Raw genomic sequence first — 26278 nt, forward strand, 5'->3', positions numbered from 1 at the left:
TCACTCTTATTTCTAAACTGGCTTAAAGTTCGTATTACTTATTTTAGGCGGGTTAGAATTTATAAAAGGTAGCGCAACAAGTCGCTACCTTTTTTATCACTCTCTTTTCTAGTTTTCTTCTGTTTTATGAACCTCAACACGGTTTCTACCGGTTTCTTTGGCTTTGTAAAGGGCTAAGTCGGCGCGTTTTACGAGTGGTTCAAACGAGTCATCCAAGCTACAGACTTGAGTTACACCAATACTAGCGGTAAAGCTCATATCACGACCTGAGTGTTGAATCGTCGTAGTTTCTAACGCATTGCGAATCGTTTCTAATGTGTTTAGGGCTTCTTGCGATGAGCGGCTTCTTAGTACGATGGCAAACTCTTCACCGCCAACTCTGGCAAGTAAGTCACAGTCAAGTAGATGACTTTGAATGGTGTTGACTGCATGGATCAGCGATTTATCGCCAGCATCATGACCAAACCGATCATTAAGGCTTTTAAAGTTGTCTAAATCTAGAATAGCAACATGGAAGTCAATGCCTTGGGTGCGGTATTCATTCAGGCGGCTTTCGATTTGTCGCATGAATTCTCTGCGGTTTGGAATGCCAGTCAGATCATCCGTTGTGGCAAGATGCTCCATTTTCATAATTTGTATATGAAGAGCAATGTTTAAAGCAATCCAGTTAGCAATGCACTGAAGCTGTGCCGCTTGTTCGTTTGTATAAGTGTGCGTTTGATGATGTGCAACATTAAGCGTGCCCAAACAGACTTTACCGTGCATTAAAGGTGCATCCATACACGTCCCCATGCCATTGGATGCCAGCATCACACAATCGACCTCATCAGATTGAGTGACATCGTCACAGATCATCAGTTGTTGCTTTTTGAACACTCGGCCAACAAAAGCTCGGTGAATAGGTACCAAGAATTCAGCCGGAATCGCTTTATTACCAGAGAAAGAGTAGACCTTTAGATGATCATCATTTTCATAAAGCGTGATACTCGCGCGGTCGGAATTGAATATACGATTTATCCATTCTGCGACCGTATCAAGCACCTGCTGCAATGTTTCCGATTGAGCTAAAAAGTGAACAAACCCTATCGGCATACAGATCGGACTTTCCATATTCTGCATCGATAAGTCATCAGGGTTAAAAGTTCTTTCAAGTCTCAATAGACATCTCCTTGCGATGTTGCAAATACCAACAATAAGTTACACGAAGCTATTTTCAAGAAAAATGCGTTTCTACGTAAGATTATGGTTTATTTATCGCTATCTATGTGTGTTCAATTGCTTAATGTGGGCGTTAACTCACGCCTAAATGAATAAATGTTATACCTATTTATAAGTAAGTCATTACTCAATAAGGGGTGTTTTTGAGGTAGAACCAAAGAATGAAAAGCCCTTCAGGGAAGAGAAGGGCAAAGAGGGTGAACTTAGGAAAGTAAATACGTAAGCAGTGAATTAATTATCTTTGTATTTCTGTAAAATCAACTGACTGATTTGCGCGATGAGCTGGTCTCTGGCTTGAAGTGATAGCTCGGTTTCCGTGACATAGATACTAATGTAAACAGGACGATGGTTTTCCTTCCATATGATTGCGTTAATACCGCGCGAACCGTGACCACCCGCACCAGAGCGGTCGGCGATAGACCAACCTGTTGGTAATACTGAACGCATTAACGAGTCTGAAACCTTGTTGTCCTGCATCCAGATTTTTAATTGCACGCGAGACTCGTAAGACAACGTTTCTCCTTCAATCAGGGTTCGCAGAGTGTTTACTATGGCGTTAGGTGTGGTTGTGTCGCGGTTGTCTCCCGGTGTCGCTTCGTTTAAACGTGGTTCTAATCTATCTAGGCGCGTCGCTTTATCACCAATAGTTCGCAGAAACATTGTCACGGCCTTAGGACCGCCGATTTCATTCAATACTAAGTTGGCAGCAGTATTATCACTCATCAACATCGCGGCTTCACAAGCGTGTTCTACGCGTGTGTTTTGGCCTGCGAGTTTGTCCATCACTGGAGACCACACAACGATGCTGCGCTCATCGACTTTCGCGGTCGCATTTTTACTTAGCTTACCGCTGTCCATATCGCTTAGCATTGTGGCGCAAGCCAAGGTTTTGAATGTGCTCATGAGTGGGAAGCGTTCATCGCCACGGTAATCCCAGCGCTCATCGGTTTGCGTATCCCAAACCGAGACCCCAACTCTGCTTGAGGTTTGTTGTTCGATGAGAGAAATGTCTTCATTCAGTTGGGAAGCGTAACTTAGGGTTGAGCAAACCATTAGCCCAGCCAACAAAAATAACTTTTTCATGCGTCGTGTTCTTCATTTTGGTTTTGGTTCGCACTGTGGCGATGTTACGCAAACTATAACGAGCGAATACTCTAACCACTGTTAAATCCATGTCGATTTTTTGTAGGATTCTGCGCAATACCTCCAAGCTTGTTATTGACCTTAGGTATATGGTGGGTTTACTCAACTTTACGAATATTGACGTTGCATTACGCTAGAAAAACTAAACTAGAGTTGTCGTCAATTTGAGAGTGATGCTCATGAAAACTATACGAAATTTTGTATGGATGATAATTGCCGCCGTGTCTGTGTTGTGGTGGATGAGTGAACCGCAACTGCTGTCCTCGACCCAATTCTTCCAATGGCGCTCCGCGCTTATTCAATATTCTGGTGTTTTGTCGTTAGCTTTGATGTCTATTGCGATGGTGCTGGCGCTGCGCTTACCTGTGATAGAGCAATGGGTTCATGGTATGGACAAGGCATATCGAGTGCACAAGTGGCTAGGCATAACAGGTGTCAGTTTGGGGGTGATCCATTGGCTTATGTATAAAGTGCCGAAGTGGCTCGTTGCTGCTGGTTGGTTGGAAAAACCACTAAAACACACTGGAGCAGGGCCATCGGGCAATAACTTCGTTGGTTTGGAGTTATGGGTTAAAGAACTGCGTGATGTAGGTTTGGATTTAGGTGAGTGGGGCTTTTATTTGTTATTGGCATTGCTGGTAGTGTCACTCTGGACTGTTGTTAAATACAAACCGTTTAAGTTATCCCATCGCTTAATGGCTGTGGTGTATTTGATGGTTGCCTTGCATTCGGTCTTATTGATAAAGCATGCATACTGGGGCGATCCCATTCATTTTGTCGCTTTAGGTTTTGCATTGATGGGCTCTGCGGCTGCCACTTACAGCTTGTTCGGTTTTGTCGGGCGAGCGAACCGCTATCCAGCCAAAGTGGTGTCGACTCGCTACTTCCCTCAAGCGCGCGTGATGGAGCTGGTTTTGGCGCCAAGCAATAACGGTCAAGGAAAACCTTGGCAAGGGCACAAAGCAGGACAGTTTGCTTACGTTCGTTTTGGTAATGAAGATCCACATCCGTTTACGATTGTTTCAGGTGAGCACGATCCAGAGGTCCGTTTTTTGATCAAAGAGCTAGGCGATTTCACGACCAATTTGTACCAGCGCGTGAAAGCGGGTAATGAGGTTGTTGTTGAAGGGCCATATGGACGTTTAGAGTTTGATGTCAACAAGCCGCAAGTTTGGATTGCTGGTGGTGTCGGAATAGCGTCGTTCTTTGCCATCTTATCTTCATTGAAAACGCTAAAAAGACATCCGCCAGTACATTTGTTTTATTGCACACGTGGCTTAGATAGTCATTTAGTGGATGAACTGTGGAATGCCGCGCGTCAGGCACAAGTGAAACTGAACGTGATAGATACTGCGGTTTCACCTCGACTTAATGTTGAACGAATTGCGAGGGAATGCGGCGACTTATCGCGTTATGAGTTGTATTTCTGTGGACCGGAGGTATTCTCTCGAACCCTGAAAAAAGAGTTAGAGGCATATCGTTTTGATACAGAACATCACTATCATGAAGAGCTGTTTGTGATGCGATAATCTAGCATTTGGGGCGAAATAAAAAGGAGCTGATATTAGCTCCTTTTGTATTTACATTTAACGTCTATGAACCGTGTTAATGCGTTAATCCGGTCTCACTACAGTTCCACTTTTTTGACCATGCCGGCCTCTGCATGTCCGGGGATATTACACGCGAACTCTACATTTTTATCGCCATGGAAGTGCCACAGGAGTTGTTTCGCTTTGCCTGGTTCAACAGTGACCGCATTGCCGGAGTCATGCATGTGATCGCCAGACATGGTTTTCATCATTTCACGGTGTTTAAGCTGTTCTTCTGCTGAGCCAATGGTAAATTCGTGATTGATTTTGCCAGTATTCATTACCACAAATTGAACCACATCATCCGGTTCAATTGTCACGTCTTTTTTGAATGTAATTTGCATATCATCCGTTAAGAGTACATGAACGACTTTGTCTGGTTTTGCGCCATTTGCAGGCATACCAACCGCTGACATGCCCGGCATGCCGCTCATACCAGAATGATCCATTTTACCGTGGTCCATTTTTCCATGATCCATCGGCATATTATCCATGTTCATGGAACCGTGATCCATTTGACCATGCTCCATGTTGTCGTGGTTCATGTTTGAGTTATCCATTTGAGCAAATACGCCACCCGATACCATGGTTAGAGCAAGAGTGATAAGAGTCTTTTTCATGTTGATTTCCTTTACTATCAATGAGCTATCGCGCCATTACTCTCTGAATAATGGCGCTCGTTGTTATTTATCTTGGTGTTGAGTTGATTTCACTTCACGCTGTTTCCACAGCTTGAAGATGGCAGGTAACACAAGCAGCGTTAACAGCAGGGCAGAGGCCATGCCACCAATCATCGGTGCAGCGATGCGTTGCATCACTTCAGAGCCTGTCCCCTCGCCGTACATGATTGGAATAAGACCAATGATTACCGTTAATACGGTCATCATGACAGGTCGCACACGCAAGCCAGCGCCTTCGCGAATTGCGTCTGTAAGATCCCGTGCTTGAAGCGGTCGTTGTTTCTCTTCTGCATCCAGTTTTCGGTGGTGCCACGCTTGGTTGAGATACACCAGCATGATGACGCCTATCTCCACCGCAACGCCGGCGAGGGCGATAAACCCAACCCCCACGGCAATAGAGAAGTTGTAGTTCAGATAATGCATCAGCCATAAGCCACCAACCATTGCTAAAGGCAGCGTCAGCATGATGATCAGCACCTCACCTACACGGCGAAAGCTGAAGTAAAGTAGCATCATGATGATCGCAATAGTGATTGGTACTACGACACTTAAGCGGTCTTTGGCGCGTTCCATGTATTCGTACTGACCTGACCAAGCCAGCGAATAACCCGCAGGTAATTCAAGTTGATCTGCTACTACTTGTTGTGCTTCCACGACGTATGAGCCTAGGTCACGACCTTCGATATCCACGAAAACCCAACCGTTTGGACGCGCGTTTTCGGTTTTGATCATCGGTGGGCCATCTTCATAACGAATATCTGCCACGTCTGCGAGTGCGATGCGTGCGCCGTTGGGGGTTACCAGTGGTAGGTTTTGCAGTTTAACAACCGAGTCACGGTAGTCTTGCGGGTAGCGAACGTTAATCGGGTAGCGTTCCAAGCCTTCAATGGTTTCTCCAACATTCATACCCCCAACAGCGGTTGAGATGACTTGCTGAACGTCTTTGATGCTTAAGCCATATCTCGCAGCAGCGCGGCGTTTAATGTCGATTGTTACGTAACGGCCACCCGCGACACGCTCGGCATATACAGATGAGGTGCCGTGAACGCTATTAAGAATAGGTTCCAGCTGAGCACCAATTTTTTCGATCTCTTTCAGGTCTGGGCCTGCAATCTTGATCCCAATTGGCGTTTTAATACCGGTCGCTAGCATGTCGATACGCGTTTTGATTGGCATTACCCAAGCGTTGGTGAGTCCCGGAAACTGAATCAGTTCATCGAACTCTTTGCGTAACGACTCTGTCGTCACGCCTTCACGCCATTGATCGTGGGGTTTTAGCTGAATAACAGTTTCAATCATAGTGAGTGGCGCAGGGTCGGTAGCCGTTTCTGCACGGCCAATCTTGCCCCAAACCGTTTTGACTTCCGGTACGGTTTTGATCAGCTTGTTGGTTTGCTGAACTAGTTCACGTGCTTTACCAATCGAGATTCCCGGATACGTAGTCGGCATGTACATCAAGTCGCCTTCATCCAATGGTGGGATGAACTCGCTACCCAGTTGACTGGTTGGATAGTAAGCTGACGCCATTAGACCTAAAGCGATAACGATCATACTCTTAGGATACTTGAGGCTGGTATTCAGCAACGGGCGATACAGCGCAATTAAGCCTCTATTTACTGGATTCTTATGCTCTGGTAATACGTTGCCACGGATGAAATAACCCATGAGCACAGGTACGAGGGTAATTGCCAAACCTGCCGCTGCGGCCATTGCATAAGTTTTAGTAAAGGCGAGAGGGGAGAACATCTTGCCTTCTTGACCTTCCAGTGCAAATACTGGCACAAAGCTTAACGTGATGATAAGCAGTGAGAAGAACAGGGGCGCGCCCACTTCTTCAGCGGCTTTGCCAATCACTTGCCAGCGGTTCTTATCCGTGAGAGGCGTTCGTTCAATATGCTTGTGGACGTTTTCTATCATTACGATGGCACCATCCACCATTGCACCGATGGCGATGGCAATCCCCCCGAGCGACATGATGTTGGCATTAATGCCTTGAGAGTGCATGACGATAAACGCGGATAAAATACCGACGGGCAAACTCAGCGCTATAACCAAAGATGAACGGATGTGAAATAGGAAGAGGGCACAAACAATCGCCACGACGATGAATTCTTCCGCCAATTTCTTCCATAAGTTTTCTACGGCAGCGTTAATCAGCGTGGAGCGATCGTAAGTAGGAACGATTTCTACACCATCCGGTAAGCTACGCTGTAAATCTTCAAGTTTGTCTTTTACTTTGCTGATGACTTCACTCGCGTTTTCGCCGAATCGCATGACAATAACGCCACCAACCGCTTCACCTTCGCCGTTAAGCTCAGAGATGCCGCGACGCATTTGCGGACCTAAGTTGATGTCAGCAATGTCGCCCAATAAGAGCGGTGTACCTTTCTCTGTCACTTTGAGCGGGAGTGATTCAATATCCTCAATACTCGTTAGGTAACCTGTAGTGCGAACCATATGTTCCGCTTCTGCTACTTCAACAACAGAGGCGCCCGTTTCCTGATTGCCGTTTTGGATCGCCATGTTCACTTGTTGCAGTGTCAGGTTGTAAGCACGTAGCTTAGCTGGGTCAATCTGAACTTGATATTGCTTCACCATACCGCCAACGGTTGCGACTTCAGAGACGCCATCGACGGTTTGCAGCTCATATTTCAAGAACCAGTCTTGCATACTGCGTAGATCAGCAAGATCATGGTTGCCAGTTTTATCTTGCAGTACATAGCTGTAGACCCAGCCCACACCCGTTGCATCTGGTCCTAATGTCGGTTTTGCACTCGGTGGTAATTTAGGTGCTACTTGGCTTAGGTACTCTAAAACGCGCGAACGTGCCCAATACATGTCGGTATCATCGTTAAAAATGATATAAACATATGAGTCACCAAAGAATGAATAACCACGAACGGTTTCTGCACCCGGTACGGCGAGCATCGCGGTGGTTAGCGGATAAGTAACTTGATCTTCCACCACTTGAGGTGCTTGGCCTGGGTAGCTTGTTTTGATGATCACTTGAACATCAGAAAGATCCGGAATGGCGTCTACAGGTGTATTCTTTACACTGTAAAGTCCGGTTAAAACAAGCGCTAAGGTAGCGATCAAAACCATGAAACGGTTTTTGATCGACCAGCGGATTATTGCTCCAATCATAGTTAGCCCTCAACCGCTTCAAGTTGCTTCAAGACGTAGTCAGCTCCTTGTTTTTCAACTAGAAATCGGACTTTCTGACCTTCTTTGAATCCGGATAGATCCACTTCATCACCCACAGAGAAGTTCATCTCTCCTGCCTCCCAGTTCCATTCTGCAACTGGGAGGTGGTTGAGAGTTATCATCCCAAAATCCGCCATCAACATGCTGATATCTCCGGTAATCCATACGTCAGTCACGACAACGCTGTCATCGGCTTTGTAGTCAACGACTTCATATTGACCGGACTCTGTTTTCTGAATTTCAAACTCGATAGCTTGGCCTTTTTGCAGAGTGCCCACATCAACGTCATCTGCGAGGGTAAAGTTCATGACCATACCCGGCCAATCCCACTCTGCTACGGGCTGATGATTAATGGTCAACATACGGTGATCTTTCATCACATCGGTGATTTCACCCTTAGCCCAAACTGTTTCTACTTTGGCTTCAGTAGGTGATGAAATACGGGATAGATCAGCCGTTTGGCTCGATTCCGAATCCAACATAAAGTGTGCAGAGGTTACGATGCGATCATCTTGAGACAGACCTTGTAGCACCTCGATTTTGTCGTCGGCTTCACGCCCAACTTTGATGCGCGTTGAGCGGTATTTACCATCGCCTTCAGACAACACGACTCGGGTCATACCGCCGGATCGAATAACGGAAGACTTAGGAATCGTCATAACTGCGTTATCAGTGACTGGTTGAAGGGCAATGTTGGCAAACATATTAGGTTTAAGATCGCCATTCGGGTTAGGGAACTTGAGGCGTACACGCAAGGTACGAGTTTTAGGATCCAGAATAGGGTATACGTAGTCGACAACCCCCTTCCATTCATTGCCTGGAATAGCATCAAGCGTCATAGTGGCGCTACTTCCTGCTTTCATCCAGTGAGCTTGGCGCTCAAATACTTCGGCATCCACCCATACGTTTTCAAGTGGGCCCGCGCTGATTACCGCTTGAGCAGGGGATAGGTAACCACCTTCACGAACGTTCAAACTCGCGATGACGCCATCTTCCGGAGCTTTAATTTCAATAGTTTGCGATGCTTTCCCGCGTTGAGTGATGGCTCTGATTTGAGAACGATCAACACCCAGTGTCACTAAACGTTCTGTCGCGCCTTTCACCAGGCCATTACGCCCAGTTCGGTAGGCGTTCAGCAGCTCTTCTTGTGCTTTGACTAGCTCAGGCGAGTACAGCGTGAACAGCACATCGCCTTTTTTGACCTTTTCACCCACGGCATTGATGTAAAGCTTTTCAACCCAGCCGGCCACGCGAACGTTGGTTTGCCACAAATGACTTTCGTCAAACGCGATATAGCCGACAGTTTCAATCCGAGGTGAAAGTTGCTCTAAAGAGACTTGAGCAGTTTTTACACCTAAGTTGTTTTCAACTGATGGGTCAATTTTTACCGTGCCGGGTTTGTCTTGTTCACCCGCGAGATCTTCAGCGTACACTGGGATCAAGTCCATGCCCATTGGCGATTTGCCCGGTTTGTCGCGCTTATAATTTGGATCCATTGGAGCAACCCAATAGAGTGGCTCGTTTGAGCTGCTCGCCGCGCTACCGCCTGTGCCGCTCATGTCGTGGTTTGCACCAGATAGGTACTGATTAACGCCAAACCCTAGTGCCCCGCCAACAAGCAGAGCGATGGTTGCTATCTTGATTGAATTTGAACTCATTCCTAATTCCTTATTTTCCCCATGAGGCATGACAGCGATGTTGATTGCTTATTGGTGTGCATTCGCCATCGTCCCCAAACTTGGGTTCTCTCATGTTTTTGTTTTAGTTCGCGCTTGCTTCAGGCGTGATGTTGGGGGTGGATACTTGATATTCGAAACCACCCAATAAAGCCGCTAAGTTGCTGTTTACGATGTTTAAATCGGTAATAAGACGTTGCTGTTCGAGCTTTAGCGCCAGCTCGTCTGTGCTTGCCATGATCACATCGTTAAACTGTGCGGTGTTGTTTTGATAGCCCCTTTCTACCGCGTGAATACGAGCTTGAACTTGGGGAAGTAAGGTGGATTGATAACGCTCTAAACGCTGACTCAAGTTAGCGCGATCAACCAGCAATGTGTTGACCTTCGCGTTCATCTGAGTCAGTAACGTATCTTTTTGTGAGCGAGCAGCACCCACTTGATACTGCGCGGCGGCTAAGTTGCGGTCTTGGCGATTACCAGTGAACAGGGGAATGTCCATTGTTAGATACGCGCTCACCAAATCCGATGCAGGTTCGCCTTTCATATTGTTGGCTTGACGATAGGCATACATCACTTCCACACCGAATTGAGGTGTGTAAGCTTGCTCTGCAATGTCCACTTGAGTTTCATTGGCAGAAATACTTACGTCTGCCATTTTTACCATCGGGTGCTCACTCAACTGTTGGTAGTGCTTGGTCGTTTCGTTATTTGCAGACAACTTTTGGTTTAATGACGCCCAAGTCAGTGTGTTGCTGGCTTGAAGTGTTGAGCGTCCGTTTTGGGTATAGGTATTGAGCCAGTCAGAGCCCAGCCATTCTGAGAGTTGCGAGACCAAACGGCGCTGCATTTGTGCGTTGGCTTGCAGCTTTTCATCCAACTTACTCACTTGAAGCTGTGCATTCAGTAAATCTTGCGCTTCGCTTTTGCCGATTGAGTAATTGGTTTGAATGAAGTTTTCCATCTCCGTCATGAGCCGACGGTTTTCTAGCAAAATTTGCTCTGCTTTCTGCTGATAGCCCAACTCCAACCAAAGCTGAGTCATGCTGTTTGCCACTTCAAGCTCCCGTGCGTGAACTTGCAACGACAAACCATCGGCTTGTTGATTGGCTTTCTTTTGTTGAAGATCGAGCGTCGAGCCACGTTCGAACTGTTGCATCAAACCGACGGAGATATTGGTCATCGGATCCTCGTCAAATTTGAAGCTATCGACAGGCAAACCACCAAAACCGACTTTCAATTTCGGGTCCATCAAGGTTGCGCTGGCTACGCCTGTTTCACGCATGGCTTCCGATTGAGCATAGAACTGCTTACGGTTGCCATCGTTACTCAACGCAACGCTAATGAGGTTTGCTAGCTCATTGGTTGACTGAGCTTGGATTGATTGAGCTTGCGCTTCTTGTTGTGCTTTCGTATTGGCTGGCGATTGTGCCACCACATTGAAAGCAGGTAGGGCAACCAGAGCCAGTGAGCATACTGGTGCCACTAAGCGATTTGGGTTGAATTCCATAATTTACATCCAAATTGATACCAAGCTCTTTTGCGTTTCGGGATCGATTGAACCGAGCGGGAGAGCGTTGGTATTTGCCAAACGGATGACGCACTTTTTTATCGCTAAATAGCAGGTAACAAATGGAGTTACGAGCGAATAGCTGAGGTGAGCACGCTATCAGTTGGGCGCAAAGAAACTGCCTGCAAAGCGATGCAGGGTCGAATGCTTTGTATGGATTAAACTATCGGAGGCCGATACAAATCATGGGTGACTTGTACCACTGGTGCGGTAATTTCTGAGGCAATGGATGCGCGACAAGCCAATGGGGAGAGCTGGCTGTCAGTGACTGGTAATGGGACAAAAACGAATGAGCAAGATGCTGTACAGCAATTGTGGATCATACCGGAGCCATCAACACAGCTCATGGTAATCTCTGCAGAGTCGGAGCTCAACGATGAGGCCATCTCCATGCTCATACTCGGTGAGCCGCAGTGATCGTTCTCGCTTGCCATTTCCGTCATGTGAGCTGACATCATGACATCACTCGACATCATTTTGATATTCATTAAAGGCGCGCTGTTAACCACGCTAGATACCAGTAGTATCAGCGTTGTACATAACGTTAGCCAAATTGTATGCAATGATTTCAGACGCATACGGTTTCCAGTCAAAATGAGCTTATATATCGAGTAACCCCTAAATAATAAAGGTTACCCTAAGGGTAAAGTCAAGGATTATACCGAACCCACTTCGAGATAATGAGTTCTACATCTTAAAGTCAATTGGACATATTAATCGCTAAGAAATATCTCGCTAGTGAGTTTTTTGTCACACAAATTTTCCATGGTAGGGTTTATCCTTATAGAATGTAAGGTTTAGTATGCCTGCTTCGGGGGTTGTATGATAGAAATTGTCATCGATGGAAAATATAGAATTGTAGAAGAGGGGCTAACCCTTCTGGAAGCAGCCAAAGTGTGTGGGGTCGAAATCCCTTCACTGTGCGGAATGAACAAAAGTAACGAGAAAATTCCGTGTGATTTGTGTGTTGTCGAAGTGGAAAGTGGCGGAACTAAGCGCGCCTGTGATCTCAAAGTGTACCGCGGTCTCAATGTCGTCACACAATCAGAACAACTTAGTGAGCACCGCAGAAAAGCGCTCAACCGAATCATGACGGACCACTACGCAGACTGTGAAGCTCCATGCAAAACGGCGTGTCCTGCTGGGGTAGACATCCAATCTTATCTCTACCATATCTCGCAAAACGATCATCAAAAAGCGATTGAAGTTATTAAACGCACACTACCAATGCCGTTATCGATTGGGCGTGTGTGTCCGGCATTCTGCGAAAGTGAGTGTCGCCGTTCTTTGGTGGATGAGCCGATTGCCATTCGCCAACTCAAACGCCATGCCGCAGACGCAGATTTAGCGGCGCATGAAGCGTATGTCCCAGAGAAAAAACCAGCGAAGCATCGCAAGATCGCCGTTGTTGGTAGTGGCCCCGGTGGCTTAACGGCAGGTTATTACTTGTCGAATGAAGGTTATGACGTCACCGTATTTGAGTCCATGCCAAAAGCAGGCGGTTGGCTACGCTATGGCATTCCTGAATATCGCCTACCTAAAGACATTCTAGACAAAGAAATCGAACTGATGTGCCGCAACGGCATGCAAGTTGAAACCAACAAAAAGCTTGGTGTTGATTTCACGCTGTCTCAATTGAGTGAAGACTACGATGCCGTCTGTTTGGCTGTGGGGGCGTCTCAAGCGGTAGAAATGAATTATCCTGGTAGCGAGTTGGACGGTTGCTACCTCGGTGTTGATTACCTGAAAGATTACGTTACAGAGCAAAACTACGTTACGGGCAAAAAAGTTGCCGTGATTGGTGGTGGTAACACTGCGATCGACTGTGCGCGTACGGCGCGTCGTGCGGGTGCCGATACCACTTTGATCTATCGTCGAACTCGTGACGAAATGCCAGCCGAAGACTACGAAATCGTCGAAGCTGAACATGAGGGCGTGAAGTTCCATTTCTTAACGAATCCGGCGGAAAACATCGCGGATGAAAACGGCCGCGTGAAGGCAATTCGATTAGAACGAATGGCGTTAGGTGAGCCAGATGCGTCTGGTCGTCGTAGTCCGAAACCAACGGGTGAGTTCTTTACTGTAGCATTTGATACCGTGATTGCAGCGGTATCGCAAAAGCCGGATCTCAGCTTCTTAGAAAACGATGATCTGTCTATTCCACTCACGCGTTGGGACACATCTGAGTCCGACTCGCAAACCATGCACACGGGTACGGGCAATATCTTCAGTATCGGTGATTTTCGTCGTGGTCCTGCAACAGCGGTTGAAGCAGTGGGAGATGGGCGAGTTGCGGCAAAAGCGATTGATCTGTTCCTCGATGGCGATATGGCGGACATGCCGAAACCAGCGTTCAACTCTCGTAAAGAGAAAAAACTGGCGCAGGTTGACCCACTTCATTTCGAAAATATCCAAAAAGTTGCTCGTTCAATCATGCCGGAATTGACGCCAGCACAGCGTGAGCAGAGTTTTGCTGAAGTGGAACTGGGCTTTGATAACGAAGAGGCCATGAAAGAAGCGGCGCGCTGCTTAGAGTGTGGTTGCCAAGCGAATACCGACTGTGCCTTGCGAGATTACTCAACGGAATATCATGCCGAGCAACATTTCGATGTTTCCGTGGACGTTTCCTCTGCTAACGTGATTGGTCATCAAGATTGGCTCGATTTACGTGCGAAAGATCTTCGTCATAAATACGAAGTAGACCGCAGTTCTGAGTTCATTGAATTTGATGCTAACCGCTGCATCAGTTGTGGTCAGTGTATTCAAGCATGCCGCGAGCAAGCGGTACATGGTGTGTTGAGTTTTGTGTCGGATAAAAATGGCCGACCAGCTTTAAGACCAGATGATCGTCCACGATTCCGCTCCGATGAAAAAGGCGTAGGTTGCAGCGGTTTGACGCTCATGGGCGATTCAAAATGCGTGCAATGTGGGGCGTGTGTTCAGGCATGTCCAACGGGCGCGATGGTGGACAGCCGTGACCGCTCTCAAGGCAGAACCGAACAGCTAAAAGCCGTCGATACCATTTGTACCTATTGTGGTGTGGGTTGTAAGTTGACCATGTTTGTCGATGAGCAACAAAACAAAATCCGCTATGTAAAAGGGGCGGATTCGCCGGTTAACCAAGGTATGCTGTGCGTGAAAGGCCGTTTCGGTTTTGATTTCATTAGCAGCGAAGAGCGTTTAACGACACCACTGATTCGTAAAGATGGTTGGTTGCAGCCAGCAAGTTGGGACGAAGCGATTCAGCTCGTGGCTTCGAAGCTTTCGACGATCAAGCAAGATTTTGGTAGCAACGCACTGGCCGGATTCTCTTCAGCGAAAACCACTAACGAAGATAACTACGCATTTCAAAAATTCATCCGTCGTGAACTTGGTACGAACAACGTTGATCACTGCGCACGTTTGTGTCACGCATCAAGTGTGACAGGGCTTGAAGCATCGTTGGGGAGTGGTGCGATGACCAACGACATTCCAAGCATTAAGCATTCCGATGTGATCTTTATTATCGGTTCTGACACCACATCTGCGCACCCGATCATCGCTTCGCACATCAAGCAGGCGATTCGTCATCACGGGGCACGCTTGATTGTGGCAGACCCGAAACGAGTGGACATGGCCGAACATGCAGAGCTGTACTTAGCGCATCGACCGGGCACGGATGTTATGTTGCTCAACGGTGTGATGCAGCAAATCATCAAAAATGGTTGGTATGATCAAGAATACATCGAAGAGCGCGTCGACGGCTTTGATACCTTGCTTCAAGAGGTGATGTCGCCAGCGTACAACCTAGACAAAGTTGAGTTAGTGACGGGCGTAAAAGCGGACGATATTTTCGCGATGGCGCGAATGATCGGTACGGCAAAACGCACGGCGGTGTATTACTCAATGGGTATTACCCAGCATACAACAGGGCACGATAACGTTCGTTCGATTGCAAACCTGCAATTGTTGTGTGGCAACATCGGTATTGAGGGGGGGGGTATTAACCCACTGCGCGGTCAATCAAACGTACAAGGTGCGTGTGATATGGGCGCTTTACCGAACTGTTATCCGGGATATCAAAAAGTGTATAACCCGATTGTTCGTCAGAAATTCGCGATTGAGTGGGATGCGCCGAACTTACCTTCTGAGCAAGGGCTTACCCTAACGGAAATCATCGATGCGGCGTGCAAACGAGAAGTTCGCGGGATGTACATCATGGGCGAAAACCCAGTACTGAGCGATCCAAACCAAGCACACGTGATTGAAGGGTTGGAAGCACTCGACTTCTTGGTCGTGCAAGACATCTTCCTCACCGAGACGGCGCAGTACGCCGATGTGGTATTGCCTTCTTGTTCATTTGCGGAAAAATCCGGTCACTTCACCAATACTGAGCGCCGCGTGCAGCGCGTTAATGCGGCAGTGAAAGCGCCGGATGAGGCGAAAGAAGATTGGTGGATCATTCAAGCCATCGCAAACGCGATGGGCAGCGATTGGCATTACCAGTGCGTTTCTGAAATCACTAGCGAGATCGCGCGTGTAACGCCGCAATATGCAGGATTACGTTGGGACGCGATCACGCCGAACGGTGTTCAATGGCCAAGTAACAAGAACAATCCAAACGGTACTCGTATTATGCACCAAACCCAATTTACCCGAGGGAAAGGGCAAATGGTGGGCGTGCCGTTCCGTTATGCAGCCGAGTTGCCTGATGAAGAGTATCCTTTGGTGCTTACAACAGGGCGTGTGCTAGAACAGTTCCATACCGGTACGATGACACGCAAAACGAAAGGGTTGGATAACCTTGCTGGGCCAAGAGCGATGATCAGTGTTGAAGATGCCGAAGCAATTGGTATCCATAATGGTCAGCGCCTAAAAGTGTCGACTCGTCGTGGCAGCATCGAAATTGATGCGTTTGTGACCAAGCGAATGCAAAAAGGCGTCGTGTTTATCCCGTTCCATTTCGTTGAGTCGCCAGTCAACCGCTTGACGACTACGGCTACGGACCCGCATGCGAAAATTCCTGAATTCAAAGTCGCAGCGGTGAAGATTGAAATCAGTGAAACGGCCGCTCAACCAGAGCCTGTCGAGGAGGCGGTACACCACGTCTAACATCAACGCTTCACGCACTGGCGAGTTGAGAAATTGCATTTAAGCTTATGATATGTAATAGCGAAACGAGCAGTGCGTGTGTCGAGCGTTTTTAAGTGGGTCATATTGCTTCTACCCGCTCTTATTTGGCTGGCGGTCAGGCAAATTGAACATATTTGGTGGGCGGAGAATCTTACCTCGATTCCCGCCCTCATTGTGTTCACTTACGTTGTGTTAGCCTCGGCGTTTTTCATCACTCGTCGATGGTTGCAAAGTGCATTTTCTGCCTTTGTCGCTATTTTGTTTGTCTCGCTCCTTGTTCCGTCGCAGCGCAGCCATGTGGCGTCTTGCCCGCAGTCTTTGAGCGTCATTCAATTCAATCTTTTTTACGAAAACTCAGACATCAATCAGTTCATCAACTATCTGTTGAGGCATCCTGCTGATTTGGTGGTGATGCAAGAGCTGACGCCGCATGTTGGCAGCGTCTTGCACATGTTGGATGATATCTATCCGCATTATTATGGTGGCCAACGTGACGTAGGGTACCCATCAAATTTGATGATTCTTAGCCGACACCCGATCACGGAGGTTTCGGTTTATCGTGCGCCAAATGGACAAGAAGTCATCAGAGCGGTTTGGTTGCCTAAAGGTCAAGCACCGATCACTTTGTTTGCGGCTCATCCACCGTCACCAAGAACCAGCGAGCTTTGGCATCAAAGAAATGCGCTGGTGCGAACTATAGAAATGCTGACCGCGCTTTATCCCGAGCCAGAGGTGTTGGTTGTGGGGGATTTCAATCTCTCCTCGGTTAGCCCTCGTTTTGCTACGCTGTTCCTGAGTTTTCAAACCGCGCCAGTGACGAGCTGGCCAACTAACATCAAAGGCATCAACGTGCCAGAGCCGATGATGATAGGTATTGATCATTTGTGGCTAAAATCTGAGCAAGGACAGCGAATCATCTGCTCTCGTGAATCCTCTGCTTTACCACAAGGCTCAGATCACCGCATGGTGACAACCCAGATCGGTGTGCATATTCCATAGTTAAAGCCCTTAGAATTTGTTGTGTTGCATAAGTTAAACCTGTGCTGAGCTTGTCATAGAATTGACTGTCTCTGACGATCCTCTGTTATTTGAGCAAGTTCTATAACCTAAACTTTGCTCGCTTCCTATACTGAATTAACGAAGCAGAGTTTTTATAACAACAAGAGGCAGCTTGCATGACAAGAACAACCTCATTTGCACTCGTTCTATTACTGATGTGCGCATACTTTGGTTACAACCGTTATTACGTGTATCCGCAGCAGTTGGAAACACAGGCCAAATCCATGTTGATACAAATGGCAAATCGCGAAGAGTGGATGGATGTGTTTGAAATGATGAACCGCGTAGAGGCTCACAAAGGGCATTTAGAGCTTGCTGCGCATGTTAAATCCTCTGATGGCAAACGTGCTTACAGTGAAGGGTTCATCACCTATACCGACCGAGACGGGATGGTGTGTAAAGAAGTGGTTTTTAACTTCAAAATTAACTCGTTGAAGAATTACAGCATTTCTGACTTACGCGATTGTTCTTTTGGTGAATATTACTAAACCGAATCGTGCCATTGAGCATTGTCGGTAAGACATTCAAATTTCCAAACAAAAATAGCCTCATTGTCGAGGCTATTTTTGTTTCTGCGAAAGAGAAAAAATGGGCAACTTTAATCGAGCGATTTCTTAAACCTTAATGACGCGACGACCAATCCAAATACGGTAAACCCGAGCAACCAAAGGGTATCTCGCCATAAGTCCATCAGATCCGCTCCTCGCAACACTATGCCTCGAATCATGCGCATAAAGTGAGTGGCGGGCAGGGCTTCTGAAATCCACTGTGCTGCGACTGGCATGCCCTCGTAAGGGAACATAAATCCAGACAGCAGAATTGAAGGCAGAAGAATGAACACTGTCATTTGCATCGCTTGAAGCTGTGTTGTGGCGATGGTGGATATGACCAATCCTAAAGTTAAGCTGGCGGCGATAAACAACAAGGTTCCAAACAGAATTTGGCTGATTGCACCATTAATTGGTACGCCGAAAATCCAATGTCCCAACCCTAGAATGATGAAAACCTGAATTAAGCCGACAAAGATATACGGCACGATTTTCGCCACCATTAGCTCTATCGAGTGGATGGGCGTGGTGATCAATAGCTCCAAATTTCCCCGTTCACGTTCTCGTACAATCGCGGCACTGGTGAACAAAATCATCGTCATGGTGAGAATCACACCGAGTAAGCCGGGTACGATGTTGACCGCAGAACGCCGACTTGGGTTGTAGTAGAGTGCGACTTCGAATGTTTTGCTTGGCGCTGGGCGAATCTCGAAATCAAAATCGGTCAATGGCATGGTTTGCAACGACAATATTGCCGAGCTGATCATGGTATCTGACCCATCCACAATCCACTGCCCAAGCTCCCGACCTTGCATCATGCGTTGCGTGAGATCGCTTGGCAAAATCAGCACGGCGCGCACAATACCATCTTGAATCGCTTGTTCAGCCTCTTGCGCGGTGGCATAGGTTTCTTTGATATCCACCACTTGAGTGACTTTGACGGACTGGGTAATGATCCGTCCGGCGGTGCTGCCACTTTGGTCGACAACACCTACCGGAATGTTGCGAATGTCCGTATTGATTGCAAAGCCGAACAACAAAAGCTGGATAAGCGGGATCATCACCACCATGCCAAATGTGATTCGGTCACGGGAAAGTTGGCGAATCTCTTTGATCATGACGGCTTTCATGCGGGCGATAGGTTTCATCATTGGCGGCCTTTCCCTGTCACGCTGACAAAAACATCTTCTAAGCTTGGGCGAGCGTGGTTCATTTCAGTGTTTTGAAGTTCGGGAAACGTCTGCTTTAACCATTCAATCGGTTGCTCGACATGCTGGTGGATAAGGATGCGTAAACGAATCCCCAACTGCGCCGCAGAGCGAACTTCGTCACGTTGAATCAGCTTTTCTTTGAGTTCACGAAGTTTGTCGGCTTTCACCTCAATGATATTAACGCCCATCTGTTCCATTAACTGTTCGGGCTCGCCATCGGCACGAATTTCGCCCGATTCCATGATCGCCAGACGGTGGCAGCGTTCCGCTTCGTCCATGTAATGCGTGGTGACCAAAATCGTCGTACCTTGATCGCACAAGTCGAACAACTGCTCCCAAAAATCGCGTCGATTTTCGGGGTCAACGGCGGATGTCGGCTCATCCAAAAATAGCAGTTCGGGTTTATGCATGGTCGCGGCGGCGAGTGAAAGACGCTGCTTTTGTCCGCCACTCATGCCGCTTACGCGCTGTTTGCGCAATTGATCCAACCCGTAAGTGGTGAGCTGCTCTTCTATCCGCTCTTTCAGCGACTTGCTGCTTAAACCAAAAATTTGCCCAATAAATTCGAGGTTCTCTTGAACGGATAGGTCATCGTACAACGAGAACTTTTGTGTCATGTAACCAATTTTGAGCCGCAGTTGTTCGGATTGTTTTGGGATTTCTAATCCAAGCACATCCACACTGCCTTCGCTTGGACTGAGAAGACCGGTGAGCACACGAATGGTGGTCGACTTACCGCAACCATTTGGCCCCAAAAATCCGTAAATGCTGCCTTTGGGCACGTTGAGTGTGATGTTATTGATAGCAGTAAAGTCGCCGAACTTTTTGACTACATTTTGAGCTTGAATTGCATACTCGGTCATTGGCTTACTCCACCAAATCTACTTGGGCAGGCACACCGGACGGCAACGTTTTTGCAGACTCAGGTAAATCAACTTCTGCTAGATACATCAATCGTGAACGTTCTTCTTCGGTTAGTGCGAAGTAGGGCGTGAATGACGGCTCACTAGCCACCCAACGAACGGTGCCTTGTAATGGACTCTCCAGGCCATCGACATTTACCGTCACGGTTTTCCCAGGAATAAACCCTATTCGATAATCGGCAGGAACATACACTCGCGCATACGGCACGCGGTTGGCTTGAATCACGGCAACCACACCGTTCACTGGTACGCGTTCGCCAAGGTTGTAAGGCAAATTATCGAGCGTACCGTCACGCGTGGCCGTGATGGTGAGTTCTGCCAGTTTTTGCTCTTGCAACGCCACTTCGGCTTTTGCCGCCATTAAAGCGGCTTTAGCTTGTTCGATGTCTTCTAGGCGAGAACCTGCGGTGAGCTTACTGAACTCTTCTTTTGCTGAGTCTAATTCCGCTCTCGCAGAGTCCCTTGCCGCAAGAGCGGAATCTTTTTCGGATTGGCTGATGAGCTTTTTACGCACCAGTTCTGCTTTGCGTTGATAGTTTTTCTGCGCTTCGGTGAGCTGCGCTTCCGCTCGGGCTACGCGTGCCGATGCGGCAGCAATGTCTTCTGGACGTTCACCATTGGTCAATTTAAGCAAATACGCTCCCGCTTTGGCTTGCTCGGCAACGGCGTGTGCAAGAACGGCTTGTTGATTCTTGGTATCGAGCTGAACCAACACTTCCCCTTCACTGACCAAGCTGCCTTCTTTGACAGGAAGGGCTCTAATTATCTCATTAGATGTTGCAGTGAACGTTACGCGGTCACGTTCTAAAGTGCCAAGCGCTTGGTGCGTGTTATCTTTTGAACAGGCACTTAAAAGGGCAATAACCAATGTGCCAAAAATGATTCGCTTCATAGTGCGGTGCTTCCTTTGAAGAAGTAATGCATGAATAGATAACTTGTGAACGGGAGCGTGTTGATTGAGCCTGCCAACCCGTCGCTAACTGCCATCCATAACGATTTCTTTTTAGAGCTTAGCATTTTATCTACAAGCGATTCTTTTTAAATAGAGAGGCTTAGCGTTGGAACAAGCTTGTCGCGAGGTGGAATGAAAAAACCTTGAACGAGGTCAGGTTTTTCCTGATAAGTAAAATTAAATGCCCAGCGATAAACACTAGGCTAGTTGAGGCTGCAAGTTGTCAATTGATTCTGAATTAGAAATCACTTCACATTTTAAGTGGTTGATTCGTAAAATGGATTGCGGTCGGCCATGACAATAGGCAAGGTGTTGAATAATACGAATCACTCATATAAGGCCATCCATGACAACAACTGGTCACGTGCATTTTTATATTGGCACTTACACCAACCCACCGAGTACGAGCACGGGCATTGCGCGTGTATCGCTGAACACTGAAACGGGTGAACTGACTCGGCTTGACGATGTTGCTGTTCAACGTAATCCGTCCTATCTCACGATCACCGAACACGGGCTGTATACGTTTAGCGAAATGGATAGAAATGAAGGTGCAGAGCTCGCGTTTTTTCGCGGTAGTGAATCCGTCTCTTTGCCGATTAATGGCGATTATCCGTGTCATTTGGATATCAAAGAACCGTTGTTGGCGGTTGCTAATTATGGCTCTGGAAATGTTAGCGTATTTCAATTGGATCGCGATGGTAAACCGCTTGGTTTGTTGACGGATTTATACGTTGATGGATGCGGGCCGAATTTAGAGCGCCAAACTTCTCCTCACGCTCATCAAGTCACGTTTTTAAAGCACAGTGATCAATTGGTTGTCGTAGACTTAGGCAGCGATAGCGTCCTTATTTATGATTACGAGGCTCAACAGTCGGATTTTTCACTGTCGCAAGTGATTCATTTACCCGCAGGTTCGGGACCGCGCCATGTGGTGTTTAACCAACAAGAGTCGACAGCGTATGTGGTTTGCGAACTGTCAGAAACCTTGATTGTTCTGGTTAAGCACCAAGATAAGTGGCTTATCTCGAATCAAACAGAATTATTAGAAGGGGAAGAGAATCAGCAAGCGGCGGCGGCGATTCGTCTTTCGCAAGATGAAACGTTTTTGTATGTCTCTTGCCGAGCTCAGAACAAAATCAGTGTGTTTAATGTGTCTGGCGATACGCCAAAAAGGCGAGCAGCCATTCACTGTGAAGGGGCTTTTCCACGAGATTTTGTGTTGTCTCGTGATCAAAAGTGGTTGCTGGTTGCCAATCAACATTCCAACAATGTGGTGAGCTTTCGTCGAAATCCTCAAACAGGGGAAATTACTGCAACGGGTTATGACTGTGAGATAGGCTCTCCAGTGTGTATTGTCGAACACCTTTGTAACGATTAACGCTGAAACAACAGGAAATAGAAAAGCCTAGCGGGCGGCTAGGCTTTCAGGATAAAAACAGTTAACGCCAATCTTCAACGTACAGTTAGACGTAAATTTTGCCTTTCATATACAACACACCATCTCCAGATACATTGACGCAATCCTCCTTGACTTCGCAGTACAGAACGCCACCACGCGCTGATGCTTGATACGCCACTAAAGATGCTTTGCCGAGCTCTTGCGCCCAATATGGTGCTAAGCCTGCGTGGATTGATCCTGTGACAGGGTCTTCATCTCCGCCGTTTGCTGGCCAAAAGTAGCGAGATACAAAGTCGTATTGACTGCTTTTTGATGTGACGACGACATCGTAAGGGGCGAGTTGTTTCAGTTGGTCGGATCGATATTGAACATCGAAAACGGTTTGCTCATCTTCCACGATGACGAAGTAAGCTTGCGGGCTAAGCAGTACGTGTGTTACTTCGCAGTTTAATCCCTCAATTAATTGCGTAGGAATGGCGTTGACGGGGTGTGGCGCTCTTGTCGGAAATGTCATTTCAATCTTGCCAAGTGCGTTCTTAATTACGGTTAAGGTGCCCACTTTTAATGTATGAAACTCAATACTTCCTGTAACGCCTAGTTGGTCGAACAACACCATAGCAGCGGCGAGCGTTGCATGTCCACAAAAGTCGATTTCTGTGAGTGGCGAAAACCAGCGTACTTCATATTGATTCGTACCAATCGCTTTAACAAACGCGGTTTCAGAGAGGTTGTTTTCCGCTGCAATGTTTTGCATTAGATCTGGTTCTAACCACTCTTGCAAGGGTACAACTGCGGCTGAGTTGCCTTTAAATTGCGTGTCTGTAAATGCGTCAACGACGAAGATATCCAGTTCCATTTTGTCTTCCTTGTTCTATAAGTGGTTAGTTAGCATAAACCAGATGCAACTCAGAAAATAAGAAATTTATGTTAGAATCTTAAAGTTTCAAAATGGACGATGATTTTATGTTTTATGATACTTATTGGTGTGCCCTGGCTTGGGTTGATGAATAGACTTGAATTGAACTCATTGAAAGGAAGAAACACATGAAAGCGATTCACAAGTCTGTTTTGGCCCTTAGCGTTTTGGTTATCGGCTCTGCCCATGCTTTTGAACTAACGAGCAAAGATATTCAAGAAGGTCATCCAATGGCGAAGACATTTGAATATTCAGGTTGGGGATGTGATGGTGCGAACCAGTCTCCACAACTGATGTGGAAAGACGTTCCAAAGGGTACAAAAAGTTTTGCGATTACCGCGTACGATCCTGATGCACCAACAGGCAGTGGTTTTTGGCATTGGATAGCGTTTGATATTCCAGCCTCGGTTAACGAGCTGCCTCGTGGCGTTGATATCAGTAAGCTCGGCGGTAAGGAGTCTCGTATCGATTACGGTACTACTGGTTTTGGCGGCGCATGTCCTCCAGAAAAAGATGGTATGCACCGCTACCAGTTTACCGTTTGGGCGCTGCCGAGTGATAAGTTGAACTTGGATGAGAACACGCCAGCGGCGGTTGTGGGATTTACGTTGAATAGTGTCGCATTGGACAACGCGCAGTTAACCGCGACTTACACGCGATAAACAAATACTTAAGGGGAGAAGATGGGGCATCAATATCAAGTGACGCTGTTTCGTGCGGAGCAGCAGCAAAAGCTGCGTAACGTCAGGATTCACTCCCCGAGTATTATCCAGATCATTAAAGGGAGTAAGCGTCTGTTTTGGAAAGACGAAGCGTTTGATATTCTTCATCCTAACATCATGCTTTGTGAAGCAAACGCTTCGCTGAATTTTGAAAACCTTCCTCAACAAGGGCGTTTTCTCTCACGAATGTTCAGTTTTCACTGTGTACCTAGCGTTGAAATGTTAGAGCTGAGTATGAGTAATGCATTGGGAAATTATGTCCCAGCGGTGGAGACAGACAAAGCACTGCAAGCGACATTAAATGCCTTGTTTTCTTTTGAACGGGAAAGTTTAAGTGAAGCGACGCAACGTTATTGGATGATGGGGTTGTATCAGCAGCTAGCAGAGCGAGGACTATTGCATCGGCTTTTCTCGAGTTCCAATACCTCGTTCAGTCAGAAACTCAGCCGCTATCTGTCACGCTCTCCGGGCGATGACCACCCTTTGGAATTTGTTGCTGAGCGCTTTGCTATGAGCCGAGCAACGTTGATACGCAAACTCAAGCAAGAGGGCACTCAGTATCGCGAAGTGCTGGCAGAAGTGCGCTTAAATCACGCACTCTACCTGATGCAAAATGGTTCATACAACGTTGCGTTACTCGCGCAGTTGTGTGGCTATCAATCGGAAGGGCGTTTTAGCCAACGATTTAAAGGCAAGTTTGGTTTAACGCCCAGCGAGTACATAAAAACTGTCGTCAGTTAGTACTTAATATTGCGGTTTGGCTCGATCTTTATGTTTCCAATTTTAGCTCTGGTATTTGGTTTTCATCCGCAGCGCGATGTTAACCAAAGCAATCAGAACAGGAACCTCGATTAGCGGACCAATCACGCCAGCGAATGCTTGATCGGAGTTCAGGCCAAATACAGCAATGGAAACCGCGATCGCCAGCTCGAAGTTGTTGCCCGTCGCCGTAAAAGCGATGGAGGCATTTTTATCGTAGGGGATGCCCATTCTCTTCCCGATAAAGAAGCTGGTAAAAAACATCAATACGAAGTAGATCGCTAGTGGGACTGCCACGCGGAACACATCCATTGGTAGCTGTAAAATCATCTCTCCTTTGAGGCTGAACATCAGCACGATGGTGGCGAGCAAAGCGATCAAAGTAATGGGTGAAATTCGAGGAATAAACACATCGTTGTACCACTTCTCACCCTTTGCAGCGACTAACCATTTACGACTGAGAAAACCAGCGAGGAACGGAATGCCTAAGTAAATCAATACGCTTTCCGCAATGTCTCCCATGGAAATATCAACCACAAAACCTTCATAGCCAAAGAACGGTGGAAGTACGGTGATGAATAGCCAAGCCATAACGCTGTAAGTCAGAATTTGAAATGCGCTATTTAATGCCACCAAGGCCGCGCCATATTCTTTGTTGCCGCCGCCAATATCATTCCACACTAAAACCATAGCGATGCAGCGTGCAAGGCCAATCAAAATAATACCGACCATGTAACCTGGATGATCACCAAGAAAGGTTAAAGCAAGAACGAACATCAGGATTGGGCCGATGATCCAGTTCATAACCAGAGACAGCGTGATGGCTTTTTTATCTCTCGTTACCGTTCCTAATAGACCGTAGTTCACCTTGGCGAGTGGTGGGTACATCATCAAAATCAAACCAATGGCGAGTGGTACGTTCGTACTACCAACGGACATTGCTTCGTTCCATTCTGCTACTTGCGGGTAGGCTGCGCCTATCCCCACGCCGATGGCCATTGCGACAAAGATCCAAACCGTTAAGTAGCGGTCAAGAAAGCTCATTTTTTCGCTGGCACTATTTAAAACTTCAGTCGTCATAGTGATCTCTATTCGTTTATCGTCGAAAGGCGATATATAAGGTTATAGTTTATCTTTGCGCGCATGGAAAGCGCGTAATGTGTCTTAGCTAAATAAACCGGAAAATTGAGCGTTAAACGCGTTCAGTTTTTCACGTTGAATGCGGTAACAAACCTTTGGCGGGTTAGGTTCTGCACTGATAAACCCTGCCTGTTTTAGAATACGTAAGTGTTCTGATACAGTCGATTGCGCTAAACCTAACTCAGAGACTAAATCGCTATTTAAGCAGCCGCCCATAGTGTCTAAAGTGTGAAGAATATGCAGAATGCGTAAGCGAGCAGGATGAGACAGCGCTTTTGCTTGAGCGGCGAGTGCTTGCTCTTTATCCAGTTGTTTTTGCGTGGCTTCAAAAGCAATTTCGCATGTTTCGCTGCATTTGTTGCTCATGAGCAGACCTTTATAGTTAATCGTCGAATTACGATTAAGTGTACGTGTGCTTTTTCTAAGGCGCAACTGTTGGCAGTAAAAAAGCAGAACT

Annotated in this window: 20 protein-coding genes; 7 read left to right on the plus strand and 13 right to left on the minus strand. The window is 47.0% G+C overall.

The features are described 5' to 3' along the window. Positions 1-108: 108 nt before the first annotated feature. A complete protein-coding gene (locus tag NL644_RS02520) occupies positions 109-1158 on the minus strand; it encodes a sensor domain-containing diguanylate cyclase (protein ID WP_048625291.1) in 1050 nt (349 codons plus the stop codon). A 291-nt stretch (positions 1159-1449) separates the two neighbouring features. Then, on the minus strand, positions 1450-2301 hold the full coding sequence (gene blaCARB, locus NL644_RS02525) for a CARB family carbenicillin-hydrolyzing class A beta-lactamase (protein ID WP_114322860.1): 852 nt from the start codon (positions 2299-2301) through the stop codon (positions 1450-1452). Between the two features lie 239 nt (positions 2302-2540). Here blaCARB and NL644_RS02530 point away from each other — a divergent pair, with 239 nt between their 5' ends. Continuing rightward, a complete protein-coding gene (locus NL644_RS02530; RefSeq protein WP_253657942.1) occupies positions 2541-3890 on the plus strand; it encodes a ferric reductase-like transmembrane domain-containing protein in 1350 nt (449 codons plus the stop codon). Positions 3891-3988: 98 nt separating this feature from the next. Here NL644_RS02530 and NL644_RS02535 read toward each other — a convergent pair whose 3' ends face one another. The 5 genes from NL644_RS02535 to NL644_RS02555 form a co-directional block, all read right to left on the minus strand. Next, positions 3989-4570: a cupredoxin family protein gene (locus NL644_RS02535; RefSeq protein ID WP_253657943.1), complete on the minus strand. Its 582-nt coding sequence runs from the start codon at positions 4568-4570 to the stop codon at positions 3989-3991. A 63-nt stretch (positions 4571-4633) separates the two neighbouring features. Beyond that, positions 4634-7774: an efflux RND transporter permease subunit gene (locus NL644_RS02540; RefSeq protein ID WP_006742108.1), complete on the minus strand. Its 3141-nt coding sequence runs from the start codon at positions 7772-7774 to the stop codon at positions 4634-4636. 2 nt (positions 7775-7776) lie between these two features. Then, the gene (locus NL644_RS02545; protein ID WP_253657944.1) at positions 7777-9492 is read right to left on the minus strand and encodes an efflux RND transporter periplasmic adaptor subunit; all 1716 of its coding nucleotides are present in this window, start codon (positions 9490-9492) and stop codon (positions 7777-7779) included. Between the two features lie 103 nt (positions 9493-9595). Then, positions 9596-11017 (minus strand): TolC family protein, encoded by a 1422-nt coding sequence (locus NL644_RS02550; protein ID WP_168187777.1) that lies wholly within the window; start codon positions 11015-11017, stop codon positions 9596-9598. Positions 11018-11235: 218 nt separating this feature from the next. Further along, positions 11236-11655: a hypothetical protein gene (locus tag NL644_RS02555; protein ID WP_114322863.1), complete on the minus strand. Its 420-nt coding sequence runs from the start codon at positions 11653-11655 to the stop codon at positions 11236-11238. Positions 11656-11899: 244 nt separating this feature from the next. Here NL644_RS02555 and fdhF point away from each other — a divergent pair, with 244 nt between their 5' ends. The 3 genes from fdhF to NL644_RS02570 all read left to right on the plus strand — a co-directional run bounded on the left by fdhF (position 11900) and on the right by NL644_RS02570 (position 17736). Further along, positions 11900-16168: a formate dehydrogenase subunit alpha gene (gene fdhF / locus NL644_RS02560; protein WP_114322864.1), complete on the plus strand. Its 4269-nt coding sequence runs from the start codon at positions 11900-11902 to the stop codon at positions 16166-16168. Positions 16169-16246: 78 nt separating this feature from the next. Then, positions 16247-17188 carry an endonuclease/exonuclease/phosphatase family protein gene (locus tag NL644_RS02565; RefSeq protein ID WP_181869476.1) on the plus strand — a complete coding sequence of 314 codons (942 nt, stop codon included), beginning with the start codon at positions 16247-16249 and terminating at the stop codon, positions 17186-17188. Positions 17189-17364: 176 nt separating this feature from the next. Beyond that, positions 17365-17736 (plus strand): hypothetical protein, encoded by a 372-nt coding sequence (locus NL644_RS02570; RefSeq protein WP_005487881.1) that lies wholly within the window; start codon positions 17365-17367, stop codon positions 17734-17736. Positions 17737-17846: 110 nt separating this feature from the next. Here NL644_RS02570 and NL644_RS02575 read toward each other — a convergent pair whose 3' ends face one another. Genes NL644_RS02575 through NL644_RS02585 form a run of 3 tightly spaced genes read right to left on the minus strand, consistent with a single transcriptional unit; the run spans position 17847 to position 20822 of the window. After that, positions 17847-18944, minus strand: coding sequence for an ABC transporter permease (locus NL644_RS02575; RefSeq protein ID WP_005498311.1), 1098 nt, complete (start codon positions 18942-18944; stop codon positions 17847-17849). Further along, positions 18944-19870 (minus strand): ABC transporter ATP-binding protein, encoded by a 927-nt coding sequence (locus NL644_RS02580; RefSeq protein ID WP_047725664.1) that lies wholly within the window; start codon positions 19868-19870, stop codon positions 18944-18946. Before NL644_RS02580 ends, NL644_RS02575 begins: the two co-directional genes overlap by 1 nt. 4 nt (positions 19871-19874) lie before the next feature. Further along, entirely contained in the window at positions 19875-20822 is a 948-nt protein-coding gene (locus NL644_RS02585; protein ID WP_025442935.1) for an HlyD family secretion protein, read from the minus strand. A gap of 406 nt (positions 20823-21228) precedes the next feature. Between NL644_RS02585 and NL644_RS02590 the strand changes: the two genes are divergently transcribed. Next, on the plus strand, positions 21229-22263 hold the full coding sequence (locus NL644_RS02590) for a lactonase family protein (RefSeq protein ID WP_114322866.1): 1035 nt from the start codon (positions 21229-21231) through the stop codon (positions 22261-22263). An 85-nt stretch (positions 22264-22348) separates the two neighbouring features. Here the strand turns inward: NL644_RS02590 and NL644_RS02595 are convergent, their stop codons facing one another. Further along, a complete protein-coding gene (locus tag NL644_RS02595) occupies positions 22349-23140 on the minus strand; it encodes a PhzF family phenazine biosynthesis protein (protein WP_114322867.1) in 792 nt (263 codons plus the stop codon). 188 nt (positions 23141-23328) lie between these two features. Here NL644_RS02595 and NL644_RS02600 point away from each other — a divergent pair, with 188 nt between their 5' ends. Together NL644_RS02600 and NL644_RS02605 are read left to right on the plus strand one after the other, a co-directional pair. After that, positions 23329-23862 carry a YbhB/YbcL family Raf kinase inhibitor-like protein gene (locus NL644_RS02600; RefSeq protein WP_025557905.1) on the plus strand — a complete coding sequence of 178 codons (534 nt, stop codon included), beginning with the start codon at positions 23329-23331 and terminating at the stop codon, positions 23860-23862. Positions 23863-23883: 21 nt separating this feature from the next. Beyond that, entirely contained in the window at positions 23884-24663 is a 780-nt protein-coding gene (locus tag NL644_RS02605; protein WP_114322868.1) for a helix-turn-helix transcriptional regulator, read from the plus strand. A 42-nt stretch (positions 24664-24705) separates the two neighbouring features. Here NL644_RS02605 and arsB read toward each other — a convergent pair whose 3' ends face one another. Together arsB and NL644_RS02615 are read right to left on the minus strand one after the other, a co-directional pair. Then, on the minus strand, positions 24706-25761 hold the full coding sequence (gene arsB, locus NL644_RS02610) for an ACR3 family arsenite efflux transporter (protein WP_114322869.1): 1056 nt from the start codon (positions 25759-25761) through the stop codon (positions 24706-24708). Between the two features lie 84 nt (positions 25762-25845). Next, positions 25846-26187: a helix-turn-helix transcriptional regulator gene (locus tag NL644_RS02615; protein ID WP_005391232.1), complete on the minus strand. Its 342-nt coding sequence runs from the start codon at positions 26185-26187 to the stop codon at positions 25846-25848. Positions 26188-26278 lie beyond the last annotated feature (91 nt).

The organism is Vibrio sp. Y10_XG_PY6, assembly GCF_024181795.1.
Taxonomy (GTDB): domain Bacteria; phylum Pseudomonadota; class Gammaproteobacteria; order Enterobacterales; family Vibrionaceae; genus Vibrio; species Vibrio diabolicus.